We start from the raw sequence: 23,363 nt of genomic DNA on the forward strand, positions 1-23,363 counted from the left end.
AGTATTCAGAGAACAGGAAGGTCAGCTAACCAAACAGTGCTAAGCCTATCTTTGTTCAGGGCTCTTTTCCTACTTTTGAGAACCAGTCTGTTAACTGATCCAGCCACCCCTTTTCAACAGGCGGCTTTGGGGGGTGGGCAGCGTTTGTCAATCCGTTCACGTAAAGGATCAGATTCATCTGATTGAAACTCGTGCCGTGAAAAATACCGGCATGGCGGGTATTCCGATCGATAATATGAATCATCGGTGCAGACCCGTCACGCTGGCTCAATTTGGCGAATTTATCGGCAACAGTTACAGCACTGATATCCGAAGACGGCATAACAGGCCGCCAGTTCACCAGATCCCAAGAAGGAGTATCTGAAAAATCTTCGGAATGAACGGTAATGAACGTGACCATTTCCCGCATCGGGCTAATATTCAGCCTCGCCTGAGAGGACGCCAGTAGGGTTTGCTGTTCTGCACAGGCTGCACCACAATCCCTTGGCACAAAACTTAAAATAAGTATCTGATCATCAAGGTCGCTCAAATTAAAGCGACCTTGATTTTGGTTGAAAAGTTCTATCTCTGGAACCTTTCCGGTGTTTGTCACCTCAAAATATGGCTCTTTATCCGCCATCACCTCGTCAAGGTCTTCACCGGGATGATTCGCAAAAGCAGGTGAGGCCGTCAACGCCAGGATCAAAAACAACCACCGGATCATTCTGTTTCCCCCTGCGGCCCGGCGGCAGCTATGCCAAGAATGGCGACGTCAATGCTAATCTCGCCTGCGTTTTCAAAGCGCAATGTCATGGGAAACTTCTGTCCTTCACGGAGTTTTTCATGCAATCCCGCCAACATGAGATGCATTGCCCCCGGCGCCAGAGTGACCGGGCGGTTGGCGGGAACATCCAGAGCCATGACATGTCGCATCCGGCGAACATCATCGACCTTGACGACATCATGTATCATCACATGGTCTGCCACAGGTGTGGTGATTTCCAGAAGGCGGTCGGCCGCAGCACTTGTGATCGTAAGATATGCCACCCCCGGACGGGATGTCAGGATCGTGGCACGTGCCCAGGCGTCAGATATTTCGACAAGGCTCTCGGCAGAAACCGGTAGTGCTGTCAGCAAGGTCATAACGAGGGCGATGGCGGTTCTTTTCATATTGTATTCCCGTTCATGATCGCAAGAACCCGGATTGCCATGTCTTCTGCCGACTGGTCTCCTTCCCGAAAGACAGTCTGGTAACGGCCATCCGGTGCCATCAGATATATATGCCCGGAATGGGCCATCAAATAGCCGTCCGGTGCGGTATCGTCGTCCAGCTTTTCGGAATAGACCCGGAAGGCTTCGGCGGCTGCGGCAACATCCTTTTCGCTGCCGGTCAACCCGATCAGGGCCGGATGAAAGGCCCCGACATATTCCGCCATGACGTCAGGCGTATCGCGTACCGGATCAATAGTAATGAATAACGGTGCCACGCGGTCTGCTTCAGGCCCCATTCGGTCAAGCGCATCTGCCATATAGGCCAGTGTGGTCGGACAAACATCAGGGCAGTGTGTGAAGCCGAAAAAGACAAGTTGCCAACGCCCCGGGAAGCTTGCTTCGGTTACACGGTTTCCCTGATGATCGGTCAAGGAAAAATCGGAGTGAATTGCGGCTTCTCCCGTCCCTTCGGCCCCCGACGACATCTGCTTGTGGTCGGAAGCCTGAAAGATATATGCGCCGCCAAAGAGTAGGGCAGCAAGAACAACCATCCCCCATAATATAGAACGGACGAAACGTAACCGGTTGAAATTATGCGATGTCATGAAACGATCCCGTGGAAAATCCCGCCCGGGTATTTGTCCCGGGCGGGTGTCATGTCACGATGTTATTTGTCGGAAGGCTGCGGCATGTGATCGGTCATAGCAGCCATCATTTCAGTACACTGCTCCATCATCGGCCCCATCTGGCTCATCATCTTCATCATACCCATCATGCCCTGCATATCCCCCATGCCTGAATTGCCATCATGCTCCATCATCGGGGATTGCTTGTCCGGAGTTTGGGCTTCCTGGGCATATAGGGCTGTTGTCGCCAGTCCCGCGACCATCATTGTGGCAAACGCGGTGAGTTTGATTGATTTACGCATCTCTAACATTCCTTTCGGTTGTGGACTCATGTCCCGACTGGGGTGTTACAGACGCTATATTTGCGCCTGATGCAGCCGGGGACCTTCCGGCCTCGTTGCCGGGAAGACTGTTTTTCGGGGTTTCATCGGATGAAGGGGCGATATCGCTGGCGCTCTTTTGCGATGAACAGGCCTTTTTGTTCATGCACAAACCCAGCGCACACATCGCCACGCACGGCAGAACGGAGACGAGCAATGGCGCGATACCGGCGGCAACCAGCCAGCTCCAGTTAAATGCAAGCCCAGCGACAAGGGCAGTTCCAGCCAGCACAAATACACCGCGACGTCCCTTCAGGTAATATCGAACGGCATGAACCACGTCATGCCCAAGCGAGGTATTACCGGATTTGGCTTGTTGTATCTCGGTCATAGGAGTTCCTTCCTCAATCGGTGTAGATGTGGGATTTAAGAAAATCTATCATCTCTGCTGTCGCCCATTCGGTCGGTCCGACAAGTCGACCAAGCTCGCGGCCGTTCCTGTCAATCAGAAGCGTCGTCGGTAAACCGGGGATGCCCAGAGCCGTCGTGGTTTTCATGGTTGGATCGATGAAGAGGTCCAGATTCCGGATGCCGATTTCGCTATAGAAATCCTGCACGACATCCGCTCCGGCCCGGTCGATTGACAAAGCGATAACTTTGAAGACCGAATTGCCAAGTTCGGCCTGCAAGGCATCCAGGGTTGGCATTTCCTCGCGGCAAGGAACACACCAGATCGCCCAGACATTCAGCAAGACGACCGTTCCCTCAAAATCACTCAGTGTCACAGGCCGACCTTCGGCATCCTCAAACCCGAACCCGGGAAGAGGCCGGGGAACATCATGCATGACAAACGAGCGGTGTTGAAGCTGCCTTGCATTGTCCGTCGCCTGATGGGGGGCATTCTTCTCGTTGCGTAACGAAACTATGGTCAATGTGGTAACAACCACCAGTATGATGCCAGCGGCAAACCCCACTTTCAGGTTCATATACACCAAGAGGCTCTTCATCGAGGTGCCTCCGCAGTTCCGGCACCTGAGGCCTCATTACGCAATTTTTCGACCCTTGGCAGAATGGTCTCGGCCAACACTTTTTCCGTTACCGGCCCGACATGCTTGTAAGCAATGTTCCCTTTTGCATCGACAACGAAGGTCTCAGGGACGCCATAGACGCCCCAGTCAATTGCCACACGCCCGTTAATGTCCGCGCCGGTTCTCGTATAGGGATCGCCAAGGCTATCGAGCCATTCTGCAGCGTCGTCAGGCTGATCCTTATAGTTCAGACCATGCAGTGGAACGGTGCCGTCGCGGGCCAGTTTCATGAACACGGGGTGTTCTTCACGGCACGCGACACACCAGGAGGCAAAAACATTGACCAGCGACACTTCACCTTTGATATCCGTACTCGACAAACCTTGCATCCGGCCTTTTACCGGCGGAAGGTCAAATTCGGGGACCTGTCTGCCCAACAGGGCCGAGGGGAGTGTGTTGGGATCAAGAGTCAATCCCTTCGCCAGGGCCACACCCAATATCAAGGCGATGCCAAGCGGCAGAAAATAGATCAGCCGGTTGAAGTGCTTTTGCGGGCGATGTTTTTTGGGGACTGCACTCATTTCGCCCTCCTGTCTTTAGGATTCAGATTGTGCTGGAATGCACGTTCCTCGTCCGACCAGACACTCTTGATATAGCCAAGTACCGCGATGATCTCCTCATCACTCAGCACATCCTCGAATGCAGGCATATCGCTCTCATATCCCGGCACGACAGCGCCAATCCCGAACTTGGTCATCGCATAAAGTTCCAGGTCGCTATGGCGCCATGTATGACCACTGGCATCGTGCGGCGGCGCAGGCATCCGCCCGGTATCAAGGCGGCGCTTCCAGTTTTTCTGCCCCTCAAGATTTGCACCATGGCACGATGCGCAGAATTCAGCATAGACATCGTTGCCCAGTGCAATCTGTTCCGGAGTGATCGGCTTTTCCAGAAAAGTCAGATTCTCGGGCGTTGATCCAGCATCCGCTACCCCGGACAACAAAGCCATGCCGACGCCAGCCATTAATCCGGTGACCAATGATCTAGGCGATACAGCGATCATTTCCTGCCCCGTAGATATTTAAACAACGCGAGAACACTCATGATCAGGATCGCAAGGATCAGAAGGAACAAAAGACCGCCTCCTGCCATCATCAGCATCATCATCGAACCATCCATCATCTGTCCAAAACACTCATTCATTGGCGTAAACGGCAATGCCGCCCTCTCCGAAGGCATAAGTTTTCAGCGTCCCGGTTTTTTCAGGTGCCATGCCCGGCGCGTTCGGTGGCATGCCGGGCAGCGTAATACCCGTTATTTCCGGGCGTTCATCAAGCATCCGTTCAATGATCTCGGCAGGAACCAGCCCGCTGACGACATATCCGTCAATCTCGGCCAGATGGCAGCCCAGCCCTTGCTCCGGGACACCGGCGGCAACGGATCGCTTGGCGAAATCGCGATCATCGACACGGGTAACCTGATATCCATTGGTCTCAAGATATTCGCCGTAGGCATCACAGCATCCGCAGTTCGGATCCCGATAAATTGTGATCGATTTGCTTCTCTCACCAGCTACCGTCACGTTCTCTTGCGCCTCTCCTTTTCCCGGAGGGAACATTGTAAGTGCAGCACTTCCGGCAACAGCCAGGACCGCAACACCTGTCAAAATCACAAATTTTCTCATCTGTTTCTCCATCATCATATGTTCGAGATGGCGGTCCATGTCCTGCCACCGTCTGGGCTTTGTAAAACGCCGTCATCATTCACAATCGCGAGGTCATCGGCGCGCAACGGATGAACCGCGATAGCTGTTGCGATGACCTCTGATCGCTTTAACCAGGTGACACCCGCATCCAGCGAATGCCAAATTCCGGATGGCAATGCGGCGTAAAGTATGGCTGGTTGCGATGCGGCACTGACCAGCGCATTCACGGGTTCACCCTCAGGTAATGGTGCTTTGGGAGGTGCGGGCTTTCCAGCGGCAAGGGCATCCATGGCATCGCCCGGCTGGACATCCTGCCAACGGCAGAAACAATCCGGCACACGCGTTGCACCGGTATCGGTTCCGGCATACAACCAGATCCCGCCCATTCCGCTTGCCAGATCGATCGAAGACAGTGCTGTCAGATCTCGCTCGGCATTCGCCAGCCATGGCCGATCCATGACAAACGTCCATGACTGACCGGCATCATCGCTCTGCCATAAGCCGTCACCACGAATGGCGGCATATAAGGTATCGGGGTTTGTCACCGCCGTTGTGATGGCAGTGACGGCAGCTTCTGGCAGTCCTTGCCCGCGCACGTCCCAACTTTTCCCGCCATCGACAGACAGAACAATCCCGCCGGTATCCAGACCGCCAACAATGCGGCCCGGCCTTTCTGGATGTGTTGTAAAAGTGAGAATGGTGCCTTCCGACACCTTCGGCAGCGCTGTCCAGTTTTGGCTCCCATTGCGATAAAGAAGCGAGGTACCGCGCGCAACAATCAGCGAATTGCCGTCAAAAACGATTGCACTGCTTGTGCTTTTGCTAATCGCGGCAAAGGCCGTGGCTGGCAACAGGTAGAGGCCGGCACCCGCCATGAGACCGCGAAGCAGCACACGTCTGGAAACGGCGCCACCCACTATGGTGTTTCTCTTCATATGCCTGTTTCTCAAGGAGTTGGAGCTATCAGACCGTGATACGGAACCTGCTCACAATGATCCTATAAGGTTTGATCTTCAGGGGTCGGGCTCCCGTAAAAGCGGGGCGCTCAAGGCAGGGGCGGATTGCCGCCTGTCCATTGAGTGAAGCCGTGCTTTTGGGCCTCGTAGATCGGAAAACATGATTTCCGACCCTGTCTGAAGAAGCTCTCAAGCCCGCAATAAAAATTGCGGGCACGAAGCAGCACGTCATGAGAAATCGCGGTGATGCCCCATGACACTGATATCCTCAAACCAAAACGGATTAAGGAGATATCAGTTCAGAGTGTTGGTTCTGGGAGGGAATGGATCGGGAGAGTTTGAGCGGCCGGTAAGGCTGCCTGTCGGCCCGAAATGCTCGACTGAGGCGAGTGCAGGTATTGCAACTTGTACAGGCGAAATTGCGATAGTTGATACCTGAGGGCACGCAATATCGCAGTCCGGCATGATGTCGCCGCTGCCAGAACAATCCTGACAATTGTCCATTGCCAATTCCGCCATCGGCATCCCGACCTCCATAACAGCAGCATTGACCGTCTGGAAACTTGTCCCGACGGCAAAAGCAGCTATCAAAAGTATGGTCAAAAACCTGATGCGATTGAGCATGGTTTACTTCTATCCCAAGGATGCGATGCTGTCTATATCGAACTACAGTAAATCCTATTGCTGCACCTCTGTGCCCATATCCAGAGACTAGGAGAATTGTTGGGTTACGCAGCATTTAATAGGATTTGATTGTGCTTCATCTATAAATTGATTGTTAGCAAGTCATACCCGCAGATTAGTGAATAACTCAGCACAACAGGTTGTTCATCTGTAGCGCATAACGTGATTTCATGGCGACGAATGCAGTAATCTATTGTTTTCACCTTGCTGATGGCTCAAGCAGCAGATGTAAATTCGTGAAATAGTCTGTCTTTGCCACAATATTGCCACTTGACGAAACCGGGGGAGCCCGATATTGCGTATGTTGCAATGCATCACTAAGGAACATTCCGTGCGCATCCTTTCCTGCTTTCTTGCAATCGCGATAGCCATGACAGTTCTGCTGTCGGGGGTTGAGGGTGTGCAAGCAGGTTCGGGACATGGCCATGACAATCATCACGGCGTCATGATCGATGTTTCTGATAGCTCGCAACATGATCGACGTGACATGCATGCGGATCTTTGCGGTATGGCGGTTTGCGGCCCGTTCGTTAAAGAAGTAGAAGGTGTTCTGTCTTCCAGCCCAACGGTGCTTGCGGTAACATACTGGTATCAGGACCTGACTTTGACTTCCGCAGGTTTGGACGTTAGAGCCAAGCCTCCGCGTTCCTGAGATATTTCAGATTTTCCGAACATCCCTTTGCCTGGTTCAATCACTGTTCCTCGAATGAAACAGCGTTTTGCCTGAATTACAGCAGCGCAGACTGTTGTCGTGATTGAACATGGGACGAGGGCCTTCTTACTGAATATCTATTAGGAGCATATACATGCCCAACTTCAAGAATTCCCTTATGCGTCGCGTTAGCGTTTCAACCTTTATTCTTGGCGCGCTTGTCGGTCTTCAGTCACCTGCCTTTGCGGGTGCGGGTCATAGTGGCGGTCATAATGATGGCGTCGAAATCGGAGCGCCTGGCGATATCTCTGATGTTCGCCGGACAATTCGGATCACGATGGAAGACAATTTCTATGACAAGGAAAAGATTGTTGTTCGCGGCGGCGAAACCGTTCGTTTTCTAGTCGAAAACAAGGGTGAATTCGTTCACGAGTTCAACATTGGCACCGCAGCCATGCACGCGGACCATCAAAAAGAAATGATGATGATGATGGAACATGGGGCCCTTGAAGCAGACAAAATCAACATGGACATGATGGAAATGGACATGGGGAACGGCGAAACCATGAAGCACAACGATCCGAACAGCGTGCTTCTGGAGCCGGGTGATTCTGCCGAGGTGATCTGGACCTTCCCGAAAGACGCAGAACTTGAATTTGCGTGCAATGTCCCGGGTCACTACGAGAGCGGCATGGTCGGTAAAGTTCGCCTGCAGTAATCACTGCTTTTGGGGCTTGTGCCAGAGGGAAACCCTACCTATCCCCTCTGGCGCACCCGGCTCAAAGGATATCAAAAAATGAACAAGTTTCTTGGTAGTGCCCTTCTCGGTGCGCTAAGCGTTATTGCTGTGTCATCAGTAGCGAACGCAGCAACATATGACCTGTCAGTCGACTACGTAACAATCGACACAGGGGAAATGAAAACAAAAGCAATTGGCTATAACGGGTCCTCGCCCGGTCCGACCTTGCGCCTCAAAGAAGGCGAAGATGCCGTCATCAACGTGACGAACAACCTGGACGAGACTACATCTATCCATTGGCATGGGTTGATCCTTCCCTACCAGATGGACGGTGTGCCGGGCATCAGCTTCACCGGGATCGAACCGGGCGAGACTTTTACCTATCGCTTTCCTGTCAAACAGAGCGGGACCTATTGGTTTCACAGCCACTCTGGCTTCCAGGAACCAGATGGCGCTTACGGCTCAATTGTTATCGAACCCGAAAAACGCGAGCCATTCAAGTTCGACCGTGAATATGTCGTTGTTCTGAAAGACAAGCACCCTCATTCCGGGGCGCGTATTCTGCGCAACCTAAAGATGATGCCGGACTACTACAACCGTAACCAACGCACGCTCGGAGACTTCATCTCCGACGTTTCGGAAAACGGTTTGGGAGAAACTCTCTCTGAACGTGGAGACTGGGGCAGCATGCGCATGATGCCAACAGATATTGAAGACGTTCAGGGCTTCGTCGGCCTCATCAATGGTAAATCACCGGAACAAAACTGGACCGGACTATTTGAGCCAAACGAACGTGTGCGCCTGCGCTTCATCAATGCATCGGCCATGACTTACTTCGACGTCCGCATTCCGGGACTTGAAATGACTGTTGTCCAGGCCGACGGCAACAATGTTCAACCGGTCAAGGTTGATGAATTCCGCATTTCGGTTGCAGAAACATACGACGTGATTGTTCAGCCGACAGCTGAAAAGCCGTATGCAATCATGGCCGAATCAATGGGACGCTCGGGTTATGCATTCGGATCGTTGTCGCCGCAAGAAGGGTTGAAAGCTGAAATGCCAGCCAGACGCATGGACGCTCCGTTGCTGACAATGGCGGACATGGGAATGGATCACGGTAGCATGGCCGGAATGGATCATTCTTCGATGGGCAGTGGTAACGAGAACGGTATGGCTGGAATGGACCATTCGAATATGGCCGGAATGGATCATTCTCAGATGGGAATGTCCAAAGATGATCCCTTCTATGCCGCTGGAAGTGGTTTGACACCAAAAGCAGCCAATGGCGGAAAGTTCCTCTCCTATGCCGACCTGAAGGCACAGAAGCCTTTGTACCCTGAACGGCCTGCAACGCGTGAAATTGAACTGCGCCTTACCGGAAACATGGAACGCTATACGTGGTCAATCAATGGCGTCAAATATGAAGATGCAGAACCTATCCGCTTGAAATATGGCGAACGGGTGCGCTTCAAGTTCGTCAATGAGACCATGATGTCACACCCGATGCATTTGCACGGGATGTGGTCAATCCTCGATACTGGCAACGGTAAATGGGATCCGGTTAAACACACCATCAATATCAACCCTGGCATGACCGTTTATTCGGAAACCGAAGTTGATGAACCTGGGCAATGGGCTTTCCACTGTCACCTTAGCTATCACATGGCTTCTGGCATGTTCCGAAAAGTGGTTGTAGAGGGCGGTCCAGCCGTCGCGGCACTTGAGAATGGAGTTCAATAACAATGAAAACACTAACTTTGGCCGCGATTGGTGGTGGTGTTCTTTCCACGATCCTGTCCTTCTCGTTCACTGCCAAAGCAGACAATCACATCTTTTATGGCATTCAAATGGAGCAGTTTGAATACCGCTCTGGTGACGAAGGGGAAAATCTTTTCGTTTGGGATGGTGATGCATTTGTTGGCACCGATGAACTGAAGTTACGTTGGCAAGGCGAAGGCGAGCGTGATCTCAAAAACGACCTTTACGAAAACTTCGAGAACAGACTGGTCCTGCAAACACCAATCAGCGACTTTTTCGATGCCAAAGCCGGTATTCGTCTGGATACGCCAAGCACAACAGATCGTTGGTATGGAACCGTTGGAATCATGGGGCTTGCTCCTCAATGGTTTGAAGTCGACGCTGATCTGTTTGTCAGCGAGACCGGAGACGGCAGTGCGCGGCTTGATGTTGAGTATGAAGGCTTGCTGACCAATCGTTTAATCCTCACACCTTCGCTTGAGCTGAATGCTGCGTTCTCTGACGATCGCGAGATTGAGGTCGGACGCGGGTTTTCAAGCGCAGAGATCGGACTGCGGCTTAGCTATGACCTCATCGACCGTGCCGTTGCACCGTATATCGGGGTTGCCTATGAGCGGAAACTCGGCAAAACCGCAGACTTTGCAAAAGATGACGGCGAAGATTACGAGGCAACTTACCTCGTAACCGGTCTCCGCCTTCTTTTCTAAGCATCACACGACAGGGAGGACTTTCCTCCCTGTCTGTTTTGCCGAACCTTCTCAAGGAACCTAACTACAATGATGGAAATCGTCCACGATATGGGGCATCGCTTGACACACTACATATCAAGCGATGCACACTGGTGGGTTCATCTTGTATTCCATTTGGTGGTGTTTGGGGTGCCGGTTGCGCTAATTATTATTCTCAGCGCGACGGGATACAGGGCTTTAAGACGCCGCAGATCTGTTCTTGCGCAACAGGCTCAAAAGCCCTCGGCAAAGAGCGGAACAGCGCTCCTGCAGTACATATTCAGAGCTTCATGGAAGCGGCAGATAAAACTGGGGCTACTGGCGACGGCCTCTTTGCCGGCTCTTTACATGAGCCTCGAGCTTCCGAAGTTGATCATCAACAACGCCATTGAGTCAGGACATTTTCCAGTTACCTATTTAGGAATGGAGTTCTCTCAAACGATGGCTTTACTTACTCTCTGTCTGCTTTTTTTATTGGCGATTGGCGTGCATGGCTGGCTGAAATATCAGGTTAATTTGCAATCCGGTGCGCTGGCAGAACACATGTCACGCCGCCTACGGCTTGATATTTCAAAATTCAGCTTTCGAAAGCCATCCCCCAAAGGAGGGGAATTGATTCCGGTTATTGTGCAGGAGGTAGAGCCCGTAGCTGGATATGCTGCAGAGTCGATTGTGCTGCCTTTGTTACAAGGCGGTACATTCCTGACGATTCTGACTTTCATGCTCGTGCAAGATTTGGTTTTGGGCATCGCCGCAACCGCACTGTTGCCGCTTCAGATTTTTGTCATCCCCAGATTCCAGAAGAAAATTAATGCTTTGTCTCGAACGCGGCTGAAGGAAGTCAGAGTTCTCGGCGAGAAGATAGGGAACATCTCAAACGATAACCAGCCAGGTGCCCGGGATATTTACGGGTCATACAAGCGACTTCACGACCTTCGTCTCTCTATCCACAAGAACAAGTTCGCCATGAAGTCTTTAAACAATTTCATATCACAGATGACGCCCTTCTTCTTTTACACAATTGGAGGGTATCTGGTGATAAAAGGCGATCTCACGCTCGGGGCTCTAATCGCAGTATTAACTGCATACAAAGACATGGGCGCTCCGCTAAAAGAGCTCTTTCGCTACTATCAGGCGCAAGCCGATGCTCACGTCAGATACTCCGAAATCAAACCTTACATCTCAAAGGAAATCAACAGTACGGACAACCGGCTTGCAGATGTAACGGTTCTGTCTGAAGTCGGTTAAAAAAAACGTCCCCTTAATTGAGGTAGGTCAACGTAACTCGATATTTAAGGGCATAAGTGTTACGTTACTGCCCAAAGGAAGTTTGATCAATGAATGCACAGCAAGCACTAATACGCGCCGTACTGATCCTGCTCGTCGGGATTAGCGCTATAATGCTTGCTCCCCATATTGCAGTCGCGTCGACTGGATCTTTTCCTGCGCATTCTGCAGAACTCAATGGTTTTGACGTTGAACACCAGCATGACCTGGCTTCGTGCTGCCCTCAGGTTTCTTGTCACTCCACATCAGCGGTCCTTACCGAGATTATCCTACCGGTTTCCGAGTTTTCCCATGTACAGAACGGGATAGAAGAAGTGTCCCTTCAGCCGGTATCTCGGTCATGGATTTTCCAGCCTCCCATATCCTGATCCTCCCGAACAAATAGCGAATAACTGTTCTGGGTTCTGCACCTGCCGATGGCATGCGTACAGATCGAGCCTTGGTGTTCTGCACCATGCTGCTTTCAGACGGAACAGTCATACCTAAAGGTATTTATGGGATGGCGAAGAGAAATGGAAAATATTCTCAGTTGGTTGCTTTGGGGAGCCTTCATCATATTGATGATGCGCTTTGGTTGCGGTGCTCACATGTTTGGGCACAAAAAGCACACCCACAATAAGAAACAAGCGGACGGTCAGGCTGAGGCAATCCGATGGGAGCACCCTCAGTCCGCCGTTGACCCGGTTTGTCATAAAACTGTCGATCCGCGCATCGCCAAAACAGCCATTTATGGCGGTGAAGTATTCTACTTCTGTTCAGACACCTGTCGTTCGAAATTTGAAGTGTCGCCAGATACCTATGTCGATGGCAGCGCAATTAGCCGACAAACTCACGTATCGCCAAGCTAGTTCAGCGAAATCAATAGGCGGCAGCAACAGGACCAGGGTTGACTAGTTCCCTTGGTCTCACGTGTCTTCGAATATTTGATACATACGCATAAAACAAAGGCCCGAAGAAAATGAAAAAACAAATCAATTGGCCAAAGTATTTGGTTATCGGTTTTTTCGCAGTAGGGATCATCGCCATGACCCTGAATTCGTTTCTGCCCGGGAAAGATGACATCAAAGATCTTGAACTGACCGATAGCGGGATTGCGCTCCCCAGTTTCAGCAAGGAAGCCATGGTAGGAAAGCAGCTTTTCGATATGAACTGTGCTGCTTGTCACGGACGCAATGCAACAGGCACGGAACAAGGCCCGCCACTGATGCACAGAATCTACAATCCGGGACATCATTCAGATCGCGCATTCTATCTAGCTGTTCAAAACGGGGCGAAACAACATCACTGGCCCTTCGGCGATATGCCAGCCCAACCTCAGGTAAGTTCGGAACAGGTATCGCGGATCATTCGTTATATACGCGAGCTGCAGGAAGCAAACGGCATTATGTACCAACAACATCAAATGTGAGGCAGGGATGGACCATCAGTCAGAATACAAAAAAAACAGTATCTCGCTCCTTGGCGCCATATCCATGGGCACCGGTGTTATGATCGGAGCAGGAATTTTTGCTTTGACCGGACAAATTGCCGAACTTGCAGGAAAGTGGTTCCCGTTGTCGTTCCTGTTTGGCGCACTTGTCACTGCTTTTAGTGCTTATACCTACATCAAGATGTCAAACGCCTTCCCGTCAGCGGGCGGGATTGGAATGATTCTTCAAAAAGCATACGGGCCGGGAGCCATAGCAGGTGGCGCAGCATTGCTGATGGCCTTTTCGATGGTCATCAACGAGAGTTTGGTCGCAAGAACATTCGGAACCTATGTTTTGCGGGCTTTTGACCTGACAGATAGTGAAGTTCTGATACCGATCTTGGGTGTCTGCCTGATCATTTTTGCATATGCTGTCAACAGAGCTGGCAACAAATCGGTTGGTGTGTTTTCAATGGTCATGGCCACACTGAAGATCGGTGGAATTGCTTTGTTTGCAATTGCAGCTCTGTGGGCTGGTGGATATTCGTTCGAGCCGTCATCAACTGACGGCGCGAGTTTTCCTCTAGCCGGTTTTGTAGCATCAATTGCTCTTTCAATTCTAGCCTTCAAAGGATTCACTACGATCACGAATAGCGGCGCTGAAATCGTGAACCCTCACAAGAATGTTGGCCGTGCGATCACGTTCTCAATCCTGATTTGCGTTGTCGTATATATTCTCGTGGCGCTCGCTGTTGGCTCAAGTCTTGGCTTGGATGAACTGATAAAAGCCAAAGACTATGCCCTTGCCGAAGCCGCAGCGCCTGCATTGGGCCCTACCGGATTTTATCTGACTGTGCTGCTCGCAGTCGTTGCGACGGCCTCCGGTTTACTTGCAAGCGTGTTTGCTGTCTCAAGAATGCTCGCGATGCTGACTGATATGGAGATGATCCCACACAGTCATTTTGGAATGTCCGGTTCAATCAAAGACCACACGCTTGTTTACACGGTTGTCGTGGCAGCGCTGTTGACAATCTTTTTTGATTTAAGCCGGATCGCTTCACTTGGAGTGTTTTTCTATCTCGTCATGGATGTGCTCATCCACTGGGGATGTTTTAAGTATCTACGGCAGGAAATAGGTGCACGCGGCTTTGTTATGATTACAGCGATTGTCTTCGACATCATCGTATTGCTCGTTTTCGCCGGCATGAAATTGCAAAGCGACCCATCCATTGTTCTCATTGCAACCTTGATGATTGTTGCTGTGTTCATTTTTGAACGTTGGTTCCTGTCAAACCGGATAAACCAATCGGCCAAGGCGCACAGTCACGATCACTCAGGACATTGATAAACCGCAGTGACATTGAGGCATAACAGCAGGAAGCAGACCATGTCTGAGCATCATCATAAAAAGCACCAGCATAATCACAGAACGTCGGATCAAGCAGAACATGCAACCGATCCTGTTTGCAGCATGTCGGTCACGCTGGATTCCGATACACCACGCTCACCGTACGGCGATGAGACATATTACTTCTGTTCCCAGAAATGTAAGAGCAAGTTCGATAGCTCTCCTGAAAGCGTATTATCCGCAAAGGAAGAGACATCTGCTGCAAACAGCGCTTCGTCATCCGCTTCTCGCCGCTACACCTGCCCGATGCATCCGGAGATCATACGATCCGAACCTGGTTCCTGTCCGATCTGCGGAATGGCACTGGAACCGATGGATATACCAACAGAAAATGAGGAACCAAACCCCGAGATTCAAGACTTCAAAAAGAGATTCTGGTTAGGCGCAGCTCTTACGGTGCCGCTGATTGTCCTAACGATGGGGCCCTTTGTTGGTTTGGGTTTCATCCGAGAAATGATTGGAGAACGCGTTACTCTTTGGGTTGAGTTAATTCTTGGAACGCCTGTCGTCCTGTGGTCTGGCTTCCCATTCATGGTTCGTGGATGGAATTCTGTGGTGAACCGTTCTCTCAACATGTTCACATTGATCGGGATGGGTGTTAGCGCAGCTTATATATTTAGCGTCGTCGCAGTGATTTCTCCTGACATTTTTCCTGATGGATTCAGAGATGCACAGGGACATGTCGGTGTGTACTTCGAAGCTGCAGCTGTCATCGTTGTACTTGTGCTTCTTGGCCAACTGTTGGAATTGGGGGCTCGGGAACGAACCGGCTCGGCAATCAAAGCGTTATTGGGTCTTGCTGCGAAAACAGCCCGCATTATTGAAGATGATGGTTCTGAACGAGAAGTTCCTCTTGAGGATGTAACCGTCGGAATGCGTTTGAGGGTTCGCCCAGGTGACAAGATACCTGTCGATGGCGTTGTCGTTGAAGGACGGTCGTCAGTTGATGAATCCATGATTTCGGGTGAACCCGTTCCAATTGAAAAAAATCCAGATGACGATGTCACCGGAGCAACAATCAACGGAAATGGCAGCCTGATCATCCTGGCCAAACGGGTTGGCAAAGATACTGTCTTGAGCCAAATCGTTGATATGGTCTCCCATGCTCAGCGAAGCAAAGCGCCAATCCAAAAGGTTGCAGACACGGTTGCAGGCAAGTTTGTGCCTGCTGTTATCCTGGTTGCTTTGATCGCCTTCGTCGCTTGGGCCATCTGGGGGCCCGATCCGTCATTGTCATACGGGCTTGTCGCAGCGGTTGCTGTTCTGATCATTGCGTGTCCCTGCGCCCTTGGTTTGGCAACGCCGATGTCAATCATGACAGCGACCGGCCGTGGTGCACAAATTGGTGTGCTCATTAAAAATGCAGAGGCCTTGGAGCGATTTGCGAAGATCGATGTGCTCATTGTCGATAAAACCGGGACTTTGACAGAGGGTAAACCAAAACTTGCAGGTGTAATCGCCCAACCGGATTTTCAGGAGGAGGAAGTTCTTTCTGTCGCTGCGGCGCTGGAAAAGGGATCCGAACATCCATTGGCTGACGCCATTGTCAGTGCTGCTCAGGAGCGCGGATTGTCCCTTGATAAGGCAGAGGAATTTGAAGCTGTAACCGGTCAGGGCGTCACCGGAAAGGTGGGTGGCAAGTCGGTTGCCCTAGGTAATAGCAAACTCCTTCAGACTCTCAATATCGATCATTCTGCTGTTGATAAAACAGCAAATGATCGGCGAGATATGGGGGAGACGGTAATGCATGTCGTTATTGATGGAAGAATTGCCGGGCTCATTTCCGTAGCCGATCCGATCAAGGACACGACGTTGGAGGCTTTAAAGGCGCTCAAGAAGCAAGGCTTCAGAATCGTCATGGCAACCGGTGACAACCAACGAACAGCAAAATCCGTTGGCAATAAACTTTCCATTGACGAGATTCGGGCCGATGTCTCCCCAGAAGACAAAGCCAATTTAATTATGGAACTCAAGGCTGAAGGCCATCAGGTAGCCATGGCAGGTGATGGCGTCAACGACGCCCCTGCTCTTGCTCAGGCTGATGTCGGAATTGCGATGGGTACGGGCGCTGATGTTGCAATTGAAAGTGCTGGTTTCACCCTCGTCAAAGGTGACTTGAGCGGGATTGTTAGAGCCCGAGAACTCTCGGAAGCAACGATGCGCAATATCCGGCAAAACCTCTTCTTTGCGATGGTCTATAACGCAGCCGGTGTGCCTGTTGCTGCGGGTCTGCTCTATCCGTTCTTTGGCATTCTCATCTCACCAATGTTTGCAGCTGCAGCCATGAGCTTATCCTCGGTATCAGTCATTGCGAATGCACTGAGGTTACGTCGAGCAAGTTACTAGCATCCCAATATTGACTGATTGGGCGAGGGGTGAACCAGACAAGGCTGACTTTAATACACGACAGTTCACCCCTCGCCCATTTTAAATGACATACCAGCCAGCACTCAGAACTTTAAATCTCTTCTGATCCGTTCCCAAAATTCATCTGTCGACTTTTTACACTTGGTAGCCAGAAATCTATTTTCATCGAATTAGTGTTGATGCACTTATCTTCTAACCACCTATATAATTTGACTGAACAGTTTTTGTGTGAATAGCCCCTGGAATTGTAGACACCCGATAGCCTATAAATTGAGGCAAGGAGTTTACGATGCCCAAGAGTCATTTTACCGATGAGTTCAAGATTGATGCCGTTCGCCAGATTACCGAACGAGGCTACTCAGTAGCGGAAGTTTCTGCACGTCTCGGTGTCAGCACACATTCCCTGTATGTGTGGAGGAAGAAGTTCAGCAAGTCCCCTGATGCGATTGCTGAAGCTGATCAACAATCATCCGAGATACGCCGCCTGAAGCAAGAACTCGCCCGGATCACCGAGGAGCGCGATATTCTAAAAAAGGCAACCGCGTACTTCGCCAGGGATGCAAAATGAGGTACGCGTTTATTGACCAGCATCGCCGGGTCTATTCGGTCCGCACCATGTGCCGGTGTTTGCAGGTTCATCCCAGTGGCTTTTATGCCTGGCAGAAGAAACCACACAGCGCCCGGTTTCTGGAAGACCAAAGGCAGACCGCGCTTGTTCGCCAGATATGGGAAGATAGCGGTCAGGTATATGGCTACCGCAAGATCCATGATGATCTGATGGATATGGGAGAGCGTTGCAGCCCGAACCGTGTGGCCCGACTGGCCCGCAATGCAGGCATACGCGCGCGGATCGGTTACAAGAAGCGTCCCGGCAAATATGGCGGCAAACCGGCTGTCGTCGCTGACAACAAACTGGATCGGCAGTTTGATACCGCCAGACCAAATACCGCTTGGGTGACCGATATCACCTATATCAAGACACAGGAAGGATTTGCGTATCTTGCCGTCGTCATTGACCTTTATTCCCGCATGGTGGTTGGCTGGGCATTGAAGCAGCGACAAGATACAAATGTTGTTCTGCAAGCATTGCTGATGGCCGTCTGGCGGCGAAAGCCAAAGAACAGGGTACTGATCCATTCTGATCAGGGTTCCCAATATACCAGCATCGACTGGGCCGCTTTCCTTCGTCAGCACGATCTGGAACATAGTATGAGCCGCCGCGGAAACTGTTATGACAATGCTGTTGCCGAAAGTTTCTTTAACTTGCTTAAACGCGAACGCATCCGCCGCAGGGTTTATAAATCACGGGATGAGGCACGTCAGGACGTCTTCGACTACATAGAAATGTTCTATAACCCGAAGCGCAAACATAGTACCAATGGGATGTTGTCACCCGTCGAATTCGAAAGACGACAAATCTGATCAATCCGGGTGTCTACAATTCCAGGGGCTATTCAGTTAATTCAGAATAGGGAACTTGTCGCCTACCTCTCTAATTCCACATAACAATGAAGCCAAGGCCCTTGGCATCAAAATGGGGCAACCGCTTTTTGAAATCAAAGATCTCGTGCGCCAGCACGGCGTGATCGTGAAATCGAGTAATTACGGGCTCTATGGTGATATCAGCCGACGCGTCATGGAACTGGTTTCATCCGCTGTGCCGGAAAGCTCAGTCTATTCGATCGATGAAATCTTTGCCGATCTGTCAGACTGGCCCCTGCCCGATCTGACCATTTGGGCGCGGGCGCTGAAGGACAGGATCTATCGCGAAACCGGCATTCCAGTCGGAATAGGTATATCCCACACCAAGACGCTTGCGAAACTGGCCAATCGGCTGGCAAAGAAATCCGTCAAAGCTGCCGGCGTCCTGGTCCTCGATCGCCCGGACTGGATCGATCTGGCACTTGAACGAACAGAGGTTGGCGATGTCTGGGGTATCGGCCGCCAATATGCCCGCAAGCTGTCCGTTTTAGGCATACAGAATGCCCGGCAGCTTCGGGACATGCCAGACAGGTCAGCGCGAGACATAATGGCCGTGTGCGGCCTTAAAACGGTCCGTGAGCTGCGGTGTCAACGCTGTTTCCCGCTGGATGACAGCCCGACCGACAAACAGACGATTTGCGTATCTCGATCGCTTGCAAGTGAGATCACGTCCCCTGACGCGCTCTCTGATCTGCTTTTCAGCTTTGCCGGCCGCGGCTGCTTCAAACTGCGCCGGGCTGGGCTCGTCTCCGGTCGGATACAGATTTTTGCCCTGGGCAACCGGTTCCGTCCGGATCGGCCGCAATTCTCGCGCGCGGTCGATATCGGTCTACTGCCGTACTCGAACGACACCAGACATATCTGCATGGCTATTGGCCAGAATGTCGTTCGCCTCTGGCAACCGAGCCTTCAGGTAAAGAAAGCCGGAATCATGCTGCTTGATCTCTGTCGACCTGAAGCTGCCCCTCGGGACCTGTTTACACCGGCACCGATATCGACCTCGCCGCTGATGACCTCCATCGACCGACTGGAAGAAAAGTTCGGTCGTGATTCCGTGGTCATCGGCAGGTTGCCGCGAAGCCGCGTCGACTGGTTTACCCGGTCGGACAACCGCAGTCCCTGCTATACGACCCGCTGGAGCGACATACCTCGCTTCAGATGATCATCCCGGCGCATCTTCTGTAGGACGTTTCGACATGGATTTGACCAGGTCGCAGATCCGCTTGCGTTGTTCTTCATCCTCTATGCGGTAGAAATGCCGCAGCAGCTCTAAAGAATCACGTCTTTGCAGGGGATTGAGCGGGAAGGTGACATCTTTCGCCGACGTCAGATATCGTTCGGAAACGGCCTGATTGCGGACCTCATCAGGCATTTCCTCAAAAAAGAAACCGACCGGCACGCTGAAAATCAGGGAAAAGTCAAACAGCCTGGAGGCGCTGATCCGGTTGATGCCGCGCTCGTATTTCTGGATCTGCTGAAAGGTCAGATGAACAGCGTCGGCCAATGCCTGTTGACCCATGCCGTGAAACACACGCAGCATTTGCACCCGCTTACCAACATGAAGATCAACCGGATCTGGTCCGAGTTTCGACACATCTCGACTGCGGCGCCCGCGGCGATTGCGGCCAGGCGATGCTGTTTTATTCATACTCTCTCCCCCCGAAATATAGAGGAAGGGCCGTAATCCGGCCCTTCCCTGCTCGTATCCATTACTTTAGCCCTAACCGGGTTGTTTTTGCAGGTCTGTTTTGGAACGCAGCGCCTGATGCGCTGCGTTCAGATAAAACTGGGCTTCACGATAGACAGGATCTGCACCCAGCTTTGTCAGTTCAGCGAGAAGCTCGCCGCATGATTTTTCGAGTTCCATATGTTCAGAACGCATATTATCTCCCTGGTGTCTTGAACATGAAATCTCCCCCAACAGGTCTTTTGCCTGCCAGCAGGAGATTTTAAGCATCAGGGATTAACGGGCAGTCGTGGGATGGAAAATGCCACTCAGCAGATGAGTTGACCGACAAACACGTAAAACAACTTGCCTGTCGCAGGTGAAACCGGAGCGGACATCGGCGAGAATGCTCTCTTTTGCATCGGATGAAAGCAAATCGGCAATTCTCTGCCGTTCCTGAAAGCCGGCTAAGGTCATACACTCTCCCAAATGACAGTTTGAGCCAGGAACAAATGGGGTAATGCGCCAGTCAAAATTTAGATTTGGTCCCAGCCCGACCGGATCATTCAACCCATGTTAACGCCCGAATTGAAATCAGGCAAAACGTCTTTTGATGTCCTTCATATCTGCCTCTGGCAGGGATGGGTATTCAGGTTCAAGCATGTATTCAGGAAAGGCCGCAAGATATGCCTCTGCATCCATGGGTTCCTCTCCCATATACTGACGCTCATCCTGTTGCGCTTCATATTCCTGCCACCAGACAGAATAGTGCTCCTGGGCATGACGATCGGAATACTTGTCCCGCAGACTATCTGCATACTTAAAGCGGCAGGATACAAGCCCGATCAGCTTGCCATTCTCGCGTCTATAGCGAATGTGTGAAGCTCCATAGATCCTGCGCAACCGGGACAGTTCCGGCAAAGTTACATATAATACAATGTCATAGCATTTCTGCTTTTCAAGCGTTCCCGCAAGCATTCCTCAAGTCTCCCCGGCCGAAAAATCTATAATCAGTTTGGTTCCACCACCCTTATGGTTTTCCAACGTAACCTTCCCCCCCGATGAGGAAACAATGTTACGTATTACAGCCAGCCCCAGGCCGGTGCCGGCTGTTCCTTTTGTCGTGAAACTGGGCTCGAAACATAGCTCCAGATTTTCTTTCGCGATCCCTGGTCCTGTATCGCGAACAGTCAGGCGCCCCCTGCCATAGGCAAGATGGACTGTCCCCTCTCCACCCATGGCATCGCGCGCATTCGCAAACGCTTCGCTGAGAATTGAACGTAACTGTACAGGATCAAAAACCACTGTCCCGCGACAGGAAGAACTCTCCAGCCTGATGCCCGGCCCCAGAATCTCGGCAAATGAAACGCTCTCCCGCTCAATAAAGCTTTCAAGCAAAAACTCTTCTGACCGGATATGGGATGTCCCCCGTGCCAGCAGGAGCAACCTGCCGGTCAATTCGGCCATATGATCAATCAGGGCATAAGCGCTTGCAGCTTCCTTTTTCGGATCTCCCATGATCGCACGGTCAAAGGCCCAGCGCAGGCCGGGAAGTCGGGTATTGAATTCATGAACAATCCCGGCGGCAAACAAGCCAAGCCTTTCCATATGCAAACGGGCTTCTTCGGCCCGGGACAAACGCAGCTCTGCATTCTTGTAGTAAAGCGCCATAACGGCAATTGACGAGAGAGCCAGAAGGGTCAGCAGGCCGACGAACCAGCGATGAAAAATACTGCGCTGGGAAATGAACAAATCCGGATAAGCGTCATCACGGATCGCAAATTCCATGGCAATGGCCGAGAGCAACTCGGACTGCTCTGCCAGAAGGATTTTCAAAGCTTCCGGATTACCGGCCCTCATGGCATTGCCGGTCCATTCCACCTGTCGGCCAAAGTTCAAAATTTCTTCGTGACCCAGCCGGAGCTGACCGAAAATCGGCATTTCAGGCAACATGCGCCCCTGCCCCATATATATGGCGCCCTCAGTCACAAAATCATCGCTGTCACGCAAAGCCAGCGCAAATCGATGCAGGGCGCGTTCCGTTTGACTGATCTGCCAGATCGCTTCTGCATGCCAGCGGCTCGTGAGGTCAGCTTCCTCCTCGATTTCCATAGCCACTTTAAAAAGAGCGGCCGACAATCCGAGCACAACCAGGCCTGTTGCAACAAAAGCCAGAATGGTTCTGAGCGTCATTCTGCCACCAGTACCATTTCATCAAGCATCCAGACCCAGAAGGAATCCTTGACCGGACCGACTGTCGAATAATCATAAATGATCCGTAACGGACCACGATCCTCCAGTGCGATCCTGTTTCCATCGACCCGTGTCGCGAGCATCACATCCGTATCGATAAATTCACTGACCGGTATGCGCACATTGTAACCGTTCAATGCTTTTGCCAGGACAAATCCGGCATCCAGGGGCATATCGGAATCGGCCAGGACATCTCGCACGAGCGGCCCGGAAAATTTTTTTTCCACATCAGACCAGGTCGTTCGTGTCGAGATGACATTCTGATCAAAACGGTCAAGTTTGCTAAGTGCATAAGAATGCGAACCAATTTCGGTTGTCACTTTCAGCACCGGTTCCGTGGCACCAGCTGTAAAGCAGGGAAAGCCCGCCAATACAGCCAGTGCGAGTAGTCGCACCACTTTCATTCAATCCCCCATTTTTGTATGACACTAGGTCAGTGTTACCAAAAGACAAAAGTGAAGTCGTGCTTCCCACTCCAAAGGATAGGCCACTTTCGCACTGGTTGTAGCCAACTCTTCGGGCCTGTTCCGCATGAAGAAAGTCTTGATCGTCGAAGATGAACATATCACCAGAGAAATGCTGGTGCAGTCCGGACGCATCCTGTTCGGGGATGCCGAAATCCACTCGACAGCCAATCTGCCCGACGCACTTCAGGTGATCGACCAGTACAGACCAATCGACACAATTCTCCTTGATCTGCGCATTCCGGGAGCGGTCGGCATGGGTGGATTACGCGAAATCCGCAAAGTCGCCCCTACAAGCTGCATCATCGTCTGGACAGGCTCATTCGTGCCCGAGGATGCCCCCTATGCCATGAGTGCCGGGGCCAATGGCTTTTTGCCAAAGACGAAATTTCATCTCTCCGACCTTGCCGATGCCATATCCGAGATTGAACAGGGCAAGAAACTGACATTCGTCGATGCCGACAGCAGTGCCGGAATCCGGCGAACCTATACCGGATTGTCTCCACGGGAAAATGAAGTATACGAGCTTGTCTGCCGCGGCCTTGGCACGCAGGAAATCGCCCGACAGCTGGAGACTTCCGACAGATACATCAAACAGGTTCGCCAGCAGATCCGCAGCAAGCTGGGAACCTGAACCGGCT

Annotated in this window: 28 protein-coding genes; 12 read left to right on the top strand and 16 right to left on the bottom strand. The window is 51.6% G+C overall.

Going from position 1 to position 23,363, the window contains the following annotated elements:
- Positions 1–55 precede the first annotated feature (55 nt).
- The 11 genes from R1T41_RS00215 to R1T41_RS00265 form a co-directional block, all read right to left on the bottom strand.
- A complete protein-coding gene (locus tag R1T41_RS00215) occupies positions 56–703 on the bottom strand; it encodes a cytochrome-c oxidase (RefSeq protein ID WP_101270203.1) in 648 nt (215 codons plus the stop codon).
- On the bottom strand, positions 700–1,149 hold the full coding sequence (locus tag R1T41_RS00220; RefSeq protein ID WP_062959161.1) for a copper chaperone PCu(A)C: 450 nt from the start codon (positions 1,147–1,149) through the stop codon (positions 700–702). The genes R1T41_RS00215 and R1T41_RS00220 overlap by 4 nt, the downstream gene beginning before the upstream one ends.
- Complete coding sequence (locus R1T41_RS00225; protein ID WP_062959162.1) at positions 1,146–1,796, bottom strand: SCO family protein; 651 nt, start codon at positions 1,794–1,796, stop codon at positions 1,146–1,148. The genes R1T41_RS00220 and R1T41_RS00225 overlap by 4 nt, the downstream gene beginning before the upstream one ends.
- Before the next feature lie 62 nt (positions 1,797–1,858).
- On the bottom strand, positions 1,859–2,119 hold the full coding sequence (locus R1T41_RS00230) for a hypothetical protein (protein ID WP_062959163.1): 261 nt from the start codon (positions 2,117–2,119) through the stop codon (positions 1,859–1,861).
- Positions 2,112–2,528: a hypothetical protein gene (locus R1T41_RS00235; RefSeq protein ID WP_197467363.1), complete on the bottom strand. Its 417-nt coding sequence runs from the start codon at positions 2,526–2,528 to the stop codon at positions 2,112–2,114. Before R1T41_RS00235 ends, R1T41_RS00230 begins: the two co-directional genes overlap by 8 nt.
- Before the next feature lie 13 nt (positions 2,529–2,541).
- Positions 2,542–3,144 (bottom strand): TlpA disulfide reductase family protein, encoded by a 603-nt coding sequence (locus R1T41_RS00240; RefSeq protein WP_317337011.1) that lies wholly within the window; start codon positions 3,142–3,144, stop codon positions 2,542–2,544.
- Positions 3,141–3,746, bottom strand: coding sequence for a DsbE family thiol:disulfide interchange protein (locus R1T41_RS00245; protein WP_114095851.1), 606 nt, complete (start codon positions 3,744–3,746; stop codon positions 3,141–3,143). Before R1T41_RS00245 ends, R1T41_RS00240 begins: the two co-directional genes overlap by 4 nt.
- Positions 3,743–4,228: a c-type cytochrome gene (locus R1T41_RS00250; protein WP_114095849.1), complete on the bottom strand. Its 486-nt coding sequence runs from the start codon at positions 4,226–4,228 to the stop codon at positions 3,743–3,745. Before R1T41_RS00250 ends, R1T41_RS00245 begins: the two co-directional genes overlap by 4 nt.
- Before the next feature lie 132 nt (positions 4,229–4,360).
- Positions 4,361–4,849, bottom strand: coding sequence for a DUF411 domain-containing protein (locus R1T41_RS00255; protein WP_114095852.1), 489 nt, complete (start codon positions 4,847–4,849; stop codon positions 4,361–4,363).
- Between the two features lie 14 nt (positions 4,850–4,863).
- Positions 4,864–5,805 carry a hypothetical protein gene (locus R1T41_RS00260; protein ID WP_317337014.1) on the bottom strand — a complete coding sequence of 314 codons (942 nt, stop codon included), beginning with the start codon at positions 5,803–5,805 and terminating at the stop codon, positions 4,864–4,866.
- A 315-nt stretch (positions 5,806–6,120) separates the two neighbouring features.
- Entirely contained in the window at positions 6,121–6,450 is a 330-nt protein-coding gene (locus tag R1T41_RS00265) for a hypothetical protein (RefSeq protein ID WP_063089330.1), read from the bottom strand.
- A gap of 355 nt (positions 6,451–6,805) precedes the next feature.
- Between R1T41_RS00265 and R1T41_RS00270 the strand changes: the two genes are divergently transcribed.
- The 11 genes from R1T41_RS00270 to R1T41_RS00320 all read left to right on the top strand — a co-directional run bounded on the left by R1T41_RS00270 (position 6,806) and on the right by R1T41_RS00320 (position 19,501).
- Complete coding sequence (locus tag R1T41_RS00270) at positions 6,806–7,162, top strand: hypothetical protein (protein ID WP_197482590.1); 357 nt, start codon at positions 6,806–6,808, stop codon at positions 7,160–7,162.
- A 154-nt stretch (positions 7,163–7,316) separates the two neighbouring features.
- Positions 7,317–7,880 carry a plastocyanin/azurin family copper-binding protein gene (locus tag R1T41_RS00275; protein ID WP_317337016.1) on the top strand — a complete coding sequence of 188 codons (564 nt, stop codon included), beginning with the start codon at positions 7,317–7,319 and terminating at the stop codon, positions 7,878–7,880.
- Positions 7,881–7,958: 78 nt separating this feature from the next.
- Complete coding sequence (locus R1T41_RS00280; RefSeq protein ID WP_317337017.1) at positions 7,959–9,641, top strand: copper resistance system multicopper oxidase; 1,683 nt, start codon at positions 7,959–7,961, stop codon at positions 9,639–9,641.
- A 2-nt stretch (positions 9,642–9,643) separates the two neighbouring features.
- Positions 9,644–10,366, top strand: coding sequence for a copper resistance protein B (locus R1T41_RS00285; RefSeq protein WP_063093944.1), 723 nt, complete (start codon positions 9,644–9,646; stop codon positions 10,364–10,366).
- A 69-nt stretch (positions 10,367–10,435) separates the two neighbouring features.
- Positions 10,436–11,635, top strand: coding sequence for an ABC transporter ATP-binding protein (locus R1T41_RS00290; protein WP_064781636.1), 1,200 nt, complete (start codon positions 10,436–10,438; stop codon positions 11,633–11,635).
- 551 nt (positions 11,636–12,186) lie between these two features.
- Entirely contained in the window at positions 12,187–12,522 is a 336-nt protein-coding gene (locus R1T41_RS00295; protein WP_064781637.1) for a YHS domain-containing protein, read from the top strand.
- Positions 12,523–12,632: 110 nt separating this feature from the next.
- On the top strand, positions 12,633–13,082 hold the full coding sequence (locus R1T41_RS00300) for a c-type cytochrome (protein WP_317337020.1): 450 nt from the start codon (positions 12,633–12,635) through the stop codon (positions 13,080–13,082).
- Between the two features lie 7 nt (positions 13,083–13,089).
- Entirely contained in the window at positions 13,090–14,427 is a 1,338-nt protein-coding gene (locus tag R1T41_RS00305) for an APC family permease (protein WP_317337021.1), read from the top strand.
- 42 nt (positions 14,428–14,469) lie between these two features.
- Positions 14,470–16,836, top strand: a complete 2,367-nt coding sequence (locus tag R1T41_RS00310) for a heavy metal translocating P-type ATPase (protein ID WP_317337023.1) — start codon at positions 14,470–14,472, stop codon at positions 16,834–16,836.
- A gap of 310 nt (positions 16,837–17,146) precedes the next feature.
- A protein-coding gene (locus R1T41_RS00315; RefSeq protein WP_317336890.1) for an IS3 family transposase occupies positions 17,147–18,279 on the top strand; the annotation gives its coding sequence in 2 pieces (ribosomal slippage) (positions 17,147–17,396 and positions 17,396–18,279; 1,134 coding nt in all).
- A 55-nt stretch (positions 18,280–18,334) separates the two neighbouring features.
- The gene (locus R1T41_RS00320; protein ID WP_317337024.1) at positions 18,335–19,501 is read left to right on the top strand and encodes a Y-family DNA polymerase; all 1,167 of its coding nucleotides are present in this window, start codon (positions 18,335–18,337) and stop codon (positions 19,499–19,501) included.
- Here R1T41_RS00320 and R1T41_RS00325 read toward each other — a convergent pair whose 3' ends face one another.
- The 5 genes from R1T41_RS00325 to R1T41_RS00345 form a co-directional block, all read right to left on the bottom strand.
- Positions 19,502–19,987 (bottom strand): helix-turn-helix transcriptional regulator, encoded by a 486-nt coding sequence (locus tag R1T41_RS00325; protein ID WP_317337025.1) that lies wholly within the window; start codon positions 19,985–19,987, stop codon positions 19,502–19,504.
- A gap of 72 nt (positions 19,988–20,059) precedes the next feature.
- Positions 20,060–20,221: a hypothetical protein gene (locus R1T41_RS00330; protein WP_317337028.1), complete on the bottom strand. Its 162-nt coding sequence runs from the start codon at positions 20,219–20,221 to the stop codon at positions 20,060–20,062.
- Between the two features lie 378 nt (positions 20,222–20,599).
- A complete protein-coding gene (locus tag R1T41_RS00335) occupies positions 20,600–20,983 on the bottom strand; it encodes a hypothetical protein (protein WP_317337030.1) in 384 nt (127 codons plus the stop codon).
- A gap of 3 nt (positions 20,984–20,986) precedes the next feature.
- Positions 20,987–22,198: a HAMP domain-containing sensor histidine kinase gene (locus tag R1T41_RS00340; protein WP_317337032.1), complete on the bottom strand. Its 1,212-nt coding sequence runs from the start codon at positions 22,196–22,198 to the stop codon at positions 20,987–20,989.
- Entirely contained in the window at positions 22,195–22,662 is a 468-nt protein-coding gene (locus tag R1T41_RS00345) for a molybdopterin-dependent oxidoreductase (protein ID WP_317337033.1), read from the bottom strand. Before R1T41_RS00345 ends, R1T41_RS00340 begins: the two co-directional genes overlap by 4 nt.
- Before the next feature lie 127 nt (positions 22,663–22,789).
- On the opposite strand from R1T41_RS00345, the gene R1T41_RS00350 reads away from it, so the two are divergent.
- Positions 22,790–23,356 carry a response regulator transcription factor gene (locus R1T41_RS00350; protein ID WP_317337036.1) on the top strand — a complete coding sequence of 189 codons (567 nt, stop codon included), beginning with the start codon at positions 22,790–22,792 and terminating at the stop codon, positions 23,354–23,356.
- Positions 23,357–23,363 lie beyond the last annotated feature (7 nt).

It is taken from the genome of Thalassospira lucentensis, from assembly GCF_032921865.1.
Lineage (GTDB): Bacteria > Pseudomonadota > Alphaproteobacteria > Rhodospirillales > Thalassospiraceae > Thalassospira > Thalassospira lucentensis_A.

Bases quoted from the DNA above. Each gene is read 5' to 3' on its own strand.
- R1T41_RS00290 (WP_064781636.1), top strand. From the start codon at position 10,436: ATGATGGAAATCGTCCACGATATGGGGCATCGCTTGACACACTACATA.
- R1T41_RS00230 (WP_062959163.1), bottom strand. From the start codon at position 2,119: ATGCGTAAATCAATCAAACTCACCGCGTTTGCCACAATGATGGTCGCG.
- R1T41_RS00295 (WP_064781637.1), top strand. From the start codon at position 12,187: ATGGAAAATATTCTCAGTTGGTTGCTTTGGGGAGCCTTCATCATATTG.
- R1T41_RS00300 (WP_317337020.1), top strand. From the start codon at position 12,633: ATGAAAAAACAAATCAATTGGCCAAAGTATTTGGTTATCGGTTTTTTC.
- R1T41_RS00245 (WP_114095851.1), bottom strand. From the start codon at position 3,746: ATGAGTGCAGTCCCCAAAAAACATCGCCCGCAAAAGCACTTCAACCGG.
- R1T41_RS00215 (WP_101270203.1), bottom strand. From the start codon at position 703: ATGATCCGGTGGTTGTTTTTGATCCTGGCGTTGACGGCCTCACCTGCT.
- R1T41_RS00280 (WP_317337017.1), top strand. From the start codon at position 7,959: ATGAACAAGTTTCTTGGTAGTGCCCTTCTCGGTGCGCTAAGCGTTATT.
- R1T41_RS00285 (WP_063093944.1), top strand. From the start codon at position 9,644: ATGAAAACACTAACTTTGGCCGCGATTGGTGGTGGTGTTCTTTCCACG.
- R1T41_RS00225 (WP_062959162.1), bottom strand. From the start codon at position 1,796: ATGACATCGCATAATTTCAACCGGTTACGTTTCGTCCGTTCTATATTA.
- R1T41_RS00345 (WP_317337033.1), bottom strand. From the start codon at position 22,662: ATGAAAGTGGTGCGACTACTCGCACTGGCTGTATTGGCGGGCTTTCCC.
- R1T41_RS00255 (WP_114095852.1), bottom strand. From the start codon at position 4,849: ATGAGAAAATTTGTGATTTTGACAGGTGTTGCGGTCCTGGCTGTTGCC.
- R1T41_RS00340 (WP_317337032.1), bottom strand. From the start codon at position 22,198: ATGACGCTCAGAACCATTCTGGCTTTTGTTGCAACAGGCCTGGTTGTG.
- R1T41_RS00305 (WP_317337021.1), top strand. From the start codon at position 13,090: ATGGACCATCAGTCAGAATACAAAAAAAACAGTATCTCGCTCCTTGGC.
- R1T41_RS00260 (WP_317337014.1), bottom strand. From the start codon at position 5,805: ATGAAGAGAAACACCATAGTGGGTGGCGCCGTTTCCAGACGTGTGCTG.
- R1T41_RS00265 (WP_063089330.1), bottom strand. From the start codon at position 6,450: ATGCTCAATCGCATCAGGTTTTTGACCATACTTTTGATAGCTGCTTTT.
- R1T41_RS00310 (WP_317337023.1), top strand. From the start codon at position 14,470: ATGTCTGAGCATCATCATAAAAAGCACCAGCATAATCACAGAACGTCG.
- R1T41_RS00330 (WP_317337028.1), bottom strand. From the start codon at position 20,221: ATGCGTTCTGAACATATGGAACTCGAAAAATCATGCGGCGAGCTTCTC.
- R1T41_RS00350 (WP_317337036.1), top strand. From the start codon at position 22,790: ATGAAGAAAGTCTTGATCGTCGAAGATGAACATATCACCAGAGAAATG.
- R1T41_RS00275 (WP_317337016.1), top strand. From the start codon at position 7,317: ATGCCCAACTTCAAGAATTCCCTTATGCGTCGCGTTAGCGTTTCAACC.
- R1T41_RS00250 (WP_114095849.1), bottom strand. From the start codon at position 4,228: ATGATCGCTGTATCGCCTAGATCATTGGTCACCGGATTAATGGCTGGC.
- R1T41_RS00235 (WP_197467363.1), bottom strand. From the start codon at position 2,528: ATGACCGAGATACAACAAGCCAAATCCGGTAATACCTCGCTTGGGCAT.
- R1T41_RS00220 (WP_062959161.1), bottom strand. From the start codon at position 1,149: ATGAAAAGAACCGCCATCGCCCTCGTTATGACCTTGCTGACAGCACTA.
- R1T41_RS00335 (WP_317337030.1), bottom strand. From the start codon at position 20,983: ATGCTTGCGGGAACGCTTGAAAAGCAGAAATGCTATGACATTGTATTA.
- R1T41_RS00325 (WP_317337025.1), bottom strand. From the start codon at position 19,987: ATGAATAAAACAGCATCGCCTGGCCGCAATCGCCGCGGGCGCCGCAGT.
- R1T41_RS00240 (WP_317337011.1), bottom strand. From the start codon at position 3,144: ATGAAGAGCCTCTTGGTGTATATGAACCTGAAAGTGGGGTTTGCCGCT.